The organism is Microbacterium sp. Leaf351, from assembly GCF_001423825.1.
GTDB classification, from domain to species: Bacteria; Actinomycetota; Actinomycetes; order Actinomycetales; family Microbacteriaceae; genus Microbacterium; species Microbacterium ginsengisoli.
In genome coordinates this window covers 152,898-158,469 of record NZ_LMPK01000038.1, presented here as the reverse complement: position 1 = coordinate 158,469, position 5,572 = coordinate 152,898, and the positions used below count along the sequence as shown (strand labels likewise).

The window sequence follows — 5,572 nt, the reverse complement described above, 5'->3', positions numbered from 1 at the left end:
GGTGGGGGTTCCCGAATTGGGGGCGGAGGCGGCATCCGATCTCGGCGTCGACCTGTCGCGACTCGTGCTCGTGCCCGACCCGGGGCCGCGCTGGCTCGCCGTCGCGGCCACCCTCGCCGACGTGCTGCCGGTCGTCGCGGTGCGCCCTGCCGGGAGGGTGTCCGACGCCGACGCGTCGCGGTTCGGCGCCCGGCTGCGCGAACGCAACGCGGTGCTGCTCGTGCAGGGGGTGTGGCCGCAGGCCGCGGCATCCATCGGTCTCGAATCCCCCGAGTGGAGCGGGCTGGGTGCCGGTGACGGCTATCTGCGCTCGCGTGCGCTCACCGTGTCGGTGCAGACCCGGCAGGCGGGCGTGCCGCGGCGGGCGCGGCTGTTGCTGCCCGACCCCGCCGGCGCGCTCGCCGGCATCGCGCCCGAACGGGCGGTGGCCGCACCCGACGGGGTGGTCGCAGAGCGGGAGCCGGCGGCGGTGCCGCTGCTGCGGGCGGTGGGATGATGGCGGCCCCCGCGCGCAGCCTCGTCCTGTGGGTCCCCGACTGGCCCGTCGCCGCGCTCGCTCGCGAGGAGGGCACTCCGCCCGGGGAGGAAGGGGCCGTCGCGATCGTCGCCGGCAACCTCGTCGTCGCCTGCTCGGCGGCGGCCCGCGCCGACGGGGTGCGTCGGGGGATGAAACGGCGCGACGCCCAGGCGCGGTGCCCCGCGCTGCGGGTGGCCGCCGCCGACGACGCCCGCGACAACCGGCTGTTCCTGCCCCTCGTGAGCCGCGTCGAACAGCTCGCCCCCGGAGTGCAGATCGTGCGGGCGGGGCTGTGCGCGCTGCGCGCCCGGGGCCCCGCGCGCTACTACGAGGGCGAGGAACGGGCCGCGCAGGTGCTGCGCGCGGCCCTCGGTGAGGCGGGCGTCGCCGACGTGCGCGCCGGGGTCGCCGACGGTCCCTTCACCGCTGAGCGGGCGGCCCGCGCGGCGACCACGGCGCGCGACCCGGTGCGGGTGGTCGCCGCCGGGGCCGCCGCCGCCTTCCTCGCCCCGCTGCCCGCGACGGTGCTCGCCGACGCCGCCGACACGGGCGCCGAGATCGTGCACCTGCTCGCACGCCTCGGGGTGCACACGCTCGGAGAGTTCGCCGCGCTCGAGGTCGAGCGGGTCGCGGCACGCCTCGGTCCCGTCGGCGAGAGGCTGCACGCGCTCGCCGCCGGGCTCGACTCCCGGGTCGTGCAGCCGCGCACACCGCCCGCCGAGCTGCACGCCGAGATCGCCTTCGACCCGCCGCTCGAGATCGCCGAGCAGGTCGGCTTCGCGCTGCGCCGCACCGCCGACGCGTTCATCGCCCGCCTCGACGACCAGCGTCTCGTCTGCACCGAGCTGCGGGTCGCGCTCACCGGCGACCGCGGCGAGCACGGCGAGCGGGTGTGGCTGCACCCGGGGTCGTTCGACGCCGCGGCGGTCATCGACCGGGTGCGCTGGCAGCTCGCCGAAGACGACGCCCTCGCGAGCGGGGTCGTGCTCGTGCGGCTCGAGCCCGCCGCCGTCGAACAGGCCTCCCACCATGCGCCGCGCCTCGCCGGGTTCGGCTCGGGTCCCGACGAACGGGTGCACCACGCGCTCTCGCGCGTGCAGGCCATGCTCGGCCACCGCGGCGTGCTCACCCCGACGCTCGGCGGCGGGCGCTGGCTCGCCGAGCGCGAGGTGCTCGTGCCGTGGGGCGACCGGGTGGTGCTCGCTCGTGAACGGGGGCGCCCCTGGCCGGGGTCGCTGCCCTCGCCGCTGCCGGCGACGGTCTATCGTCCCGAGCGGGCGGCGGCCGTCGTCGACGTCGACGGTGAGACGGTCGGCGTCGACGAGCGCGGCATCCTCTCCGCCGTTCCCCACCAGCTCACGGTCGAGGGGCGCCGACTCGGAGTGACGTCGTGGGCGGGGCCGTGGCCGGTGATCGAACGCGAATGGGATGCCGCACGCCGCCGCATCGCGCACCGGTTCCAGATCGTCGACGCCCGCCAGAGCGCGTGGCTGCTGGTGTGCGAGGCGGGGGTCTGGTCGATCGAGGGGCGGTACGACTGATGGGCTGGCACAACCCGGCCGTGCCCTGGTCGGAGCTCGAGCGGGCGCTGAGCGACCGGCGGCGCCCCCGCGACACCCCGGCCGGCGCCGACGGCGGTGACAGCCCGGCGTGGTCGCACAAGCGCGGGCCCTACGTCGCCCCGCCGATCGAGCGGCCCGAGGCGGTCGTGCCCTACGCCGAGCTGCACGCGCACTCCTCCTACTCCTTCCTCGACGGCGCCTCATCGCCCGAGGAGCTCGTCGAGGAGGCGGAGCGGCTGGGGCTGCACGCGCTGGCGATCACCGACCACGACGGCTTCTACGGCATCGTGCGGTTCGCCGAGGCCGCCGAGCAGCGCAGCGTGCGCACCGTGTTCGGGGCCGAGCTGTCGCTCGAGCTCACCGCGGTGCAGAACGGTCGCGCCGACCCCGAGGGCACCCACCTGCTGGTGCTCGCGCGCGGACAGGAGGGCTACCACCGGCTCGCCGCCGCCCTCACCCACGGTCAGCTCACCGGGGCCGAGAAGGGCAAGCCCGTCTACGACCTGCCGACCCTGGCCGAGCAGGCGGACGGCGCCTGGACGATTCTGACCGGATGCCGCAAGGGCGCCGTGCGCTCCGCACTCGCCGCGGGCGGTGCACGGGCGGCGGCCGACGCCCTCGACACGCTGGTCGACCTGTTCGGCGCCGACCAGGTCGTCGTCGAGCTGCTCGACCAGGGCGGGGTGCGCGACAGCGCCGACAACGACCTGCTCGCCGCGCTCGCCGCCGACCGGTCGCTCGCGACGGTCGCGACCGGCAACGTGCACTACGCCGACCCTCGCACCCGCACCCTCGCGGCCGCCGTCGCGGCGGTGCGGGCGAACCGCAGCATGGACGAGCTCGACGGCTGGCTGCCGGCGCACGGCGGCGCGTTCCTGCGGTCGGGCGCCGAGATGGCGACCCGGTTCGCCCGGTACCCCGGTGCGGTCGCCCGCTCGGTCGTGCTCGCCGACGAGCTGGCGTTCCCGCTGCGTCGCGCGAAGCCGGCGCTGCCGAAGCTGCCGGTGCCGCCCGGACACACCCCCATGTCGTGGCTGCGGCAGCTGGTGTGGGATGCGGTGCCCGTCATCTATCCCCGGCTCGGCGACGACGACCGCCGCCGCATCGAGAACGAGCTGGCGGTCATCGAGCAGAAGGACTTCCCGGGCTACTTCCTCATCGTGCACGGCATCGTGCAGGAGGCGCGTCGCCGCGGCATCCTCTGCCAGGGTCGCGGCTCCGCGGCTAACAGCGCCGTCTGCTATCTGCTCGGCATCACCGCCGTCGACGCGATCTTCTACCGGCTGCCGTTCGAACGGTTCCTGTCGAGCCTGCGCGACGAGGAGCCCGACATCGACGTCGACTTCGACTCCGATCGGCGCGAGGAGATCATCCAGTGGGTCTACGCCACCTACGGACGTCACAACGCCGCCCAGGTCGCGAACGTCATCCAGTACCGGCCGAAGAACGCGGTGCGCGACATGGCCCGCGCCCTCGGCTACTCGCCGGGGCAGCAGGACGCCTGGTCGAAGCAGGTCGAGCGGTGGGGTGCGTCGCTCGACACCGGCGAGGGGCACGACATCCCCGATCAGGTCATCGAGTACGCCTCGGCGCTGCTGAAGGCGCCTCGCCATCTCGGCATCCACTCGGGCGGCATGGTGCTCACCGACCGTCCGGTGGGCGAGGTGGTGCCGATCGAGCATGCGCGGATGCCGGGGCGCACCGTCATCCAGTGGGACAAGGACGACGCCGCGTGGATGGGGCTCGTCAAGTTCGACCTGCTGGGGCTCGGCATGCTCGCGGCCCTGCAGTACTGCTTCGATCTGATCCGCGCCTCGACGGGGGAGGAGTGGACGCTCGCGACCCTGCCGAAAGAAGAGGCGGCGGTCTACGACATGCTGTGCCGGGCCGACTCGATCGGAGTGTTCCAGGTGGAGTCGCGGGCGCAGATGGGGCTGCTCCCGCGGCTGCAGCCGCGCTCGTTCTACGACCTCGTCGTCGAGATCGCGCTCATCCGGCCGGGGCCGATCCAGGGCGGGGCGGTGCATCCGTTCGTGCGCCGCAAGCTGGGCCGCGAGAAAGTGACCTACCCGCACCCGAAGCTCGAGCCGGTGCTCGCGCGCACGCTCGGCATCCCGATCTTCCAGGAGCAGCTCATGCAGATGGCCATGGCCGTCGGCGGGCTCACCGGCGAGGACGCCGACCTCATGCGGCGGGCGATGGGGTCGAAGCGGGGTCTCGAACGCATCGACTCGCTACGGGAGAAGCTCTACGCCGGCATGGCCGAGCACGGGCTCGTGGGCGACGATGCCGATGCGATCTACGCGAAGATCCAGGCGTTCGCGAACTTCGGGTTCGCCGAGTCGCACTCGCTGTCGTTCGGGCTGCTGGTCTACGCCAGCTCGTGGATCAAGCTGCACTACCCGGGGGCGTTCCTCGCCGGGCTGCTGCGCGCCCAGCCGATGGGGTTCTACTCGCCTGCGACCCTCACCGCCGACGCCCGGCGTCATGGCGTCGAGGTGCGCAAGCCCGACCTGCAGCTCTCGGGCGTCGAGGCAGGGCTCGAGCCGCTCGCCGGGGCGGATGCCGCGCCCGCCGCGCCCCCGGGTGACGCCGGGGCGGATGCCGCGCCCCGCCCCCTACCCGCCGACGATCGCATGCCCGCCGCACCGGCCGCGCGTCCCGCGCCGACCGGGCGCCCCGCGTGCGCCCACCGTGACCAGCCGCCGGTGGCGCCCTTCGACCCGGCGGCCCCCGATGAGAGCGCCGCTCATCGTCGCGACGGCGGGTTCGCGGTGCGGCTCGGGCTCGCGGCGATCCGCGGGATCGGCGCCGACGTCGCCGGGCGCATCGTGGCCGCCCGCGACGCCGGGGGGCTGTTCCGCGACATGCGCGACCTGGTGCGCCGCACGAGCATTACCGAGGCGCAGGTCGAGGCGCTCGCCACAGCCGACGTGTTCGCCTGCTTCGGGATGTCGCGGCGCGACGCCCTGTGGAGTGCGGGCGCCGCCGCGCAGGACCGCCCCGAGTACCTGCCCGACTCGATCGTCGCCGTGCAGCCGCCGCTGTTCTCCGACCCGTCGAGCTACGAGACGCTCGCCGCCGACCTGTGGGCGACGGGCATCTCGACCGACGACCACCCGATGACCCACTACCGTTCCGGACTCGACGCGCGCGGAGTGCTCACCTCCGCCGAGCTGCGCACCCACGAAGACGGTCGCCGAGTCGAGGTGGCGGGGCTCGTGACCCACCGGCAGCGTCCCGCGACAGCGTCGGGGGTGACCTTCCTCAACCTCGAGGACGAGCACGGCCTCGTCAACGTCATCTGCTCGGTCGGCGTCTGGAACCGTCACCGCACGCTCGCGCGCGACGCTCCCGCCCTCATCGTGCGGGGCATGCTCGAACGGTCGCCCGAGGGCGTCGCGAACATCCTCGCCGACCGTTTCGAAGACCTGAGAGTCGGCGTCGAGCATCGGTCCCGCGACTTCCGGTGACACCACGAGGGGGCGGATGC

2 protein-coding genes and 1 pseudogene are annotated in these 5,572 nt (G+C 74.5%); all 3 read left to right on the top strand.

What is annotated here, in order from left to right; translation table 11 throughout:
* Window positions 1–496 (top strand): annotated as a pseudogene (locus tag ASG00_RS13525) (hypothetical protein); the annotation flags it as partial.
* Window positions 496–2,058: a DNA polymerase Y family protein gene (locus ASG00_RS13520; RefSeq protein ID WP_056210232.1), complete on the top strand. Its 1,563-nt coding sequence runs from the start codon at window positions 496–498 to the stop codon at window positions 2,056–2,058. The pseudogene ASG00_RS13525 and the gene ASG00_RS13520, both read left to right, overlap by 1 nt.
* The gene (locus ASG00_RS13515; protein ID WP_056210230.1) at window positions 2,058–5,552 is read left to right on the top strand and encodes an error-prone DNA polymerase; all 3,495 of its coding nucleotides are present in this window, start codon (window positions 2,058–2,060) and stop codon (window positions 5,550–5,552) included. Before ASG00_RS13520 ends, ASG00_RS13515 begins: the two co-directional genes overlap by 1 nt.
* The last annotated feature ends 20 nt before the right edge of the window (window positions 5,553–5,572 follow it).

What these genes read in the sequence shown, in the direction of transcription:
- ASG00_RS13520 (WP_056210232.1), top strand. Translation starts at nt 496, where the DNA reads ATGGCGGCCCCCGCGCGCAGCCTCGTCCTGTGGGTCCCCGACTGGCCC.
- ASG00_RS13515 (WP_056210230.1), top strand. Translation starts at nt 2,058, where the DNA reads ATGGGCTGGCACAACCCGGCCGTGCCCTGGTCGGAGCTCGAGCGGGCG.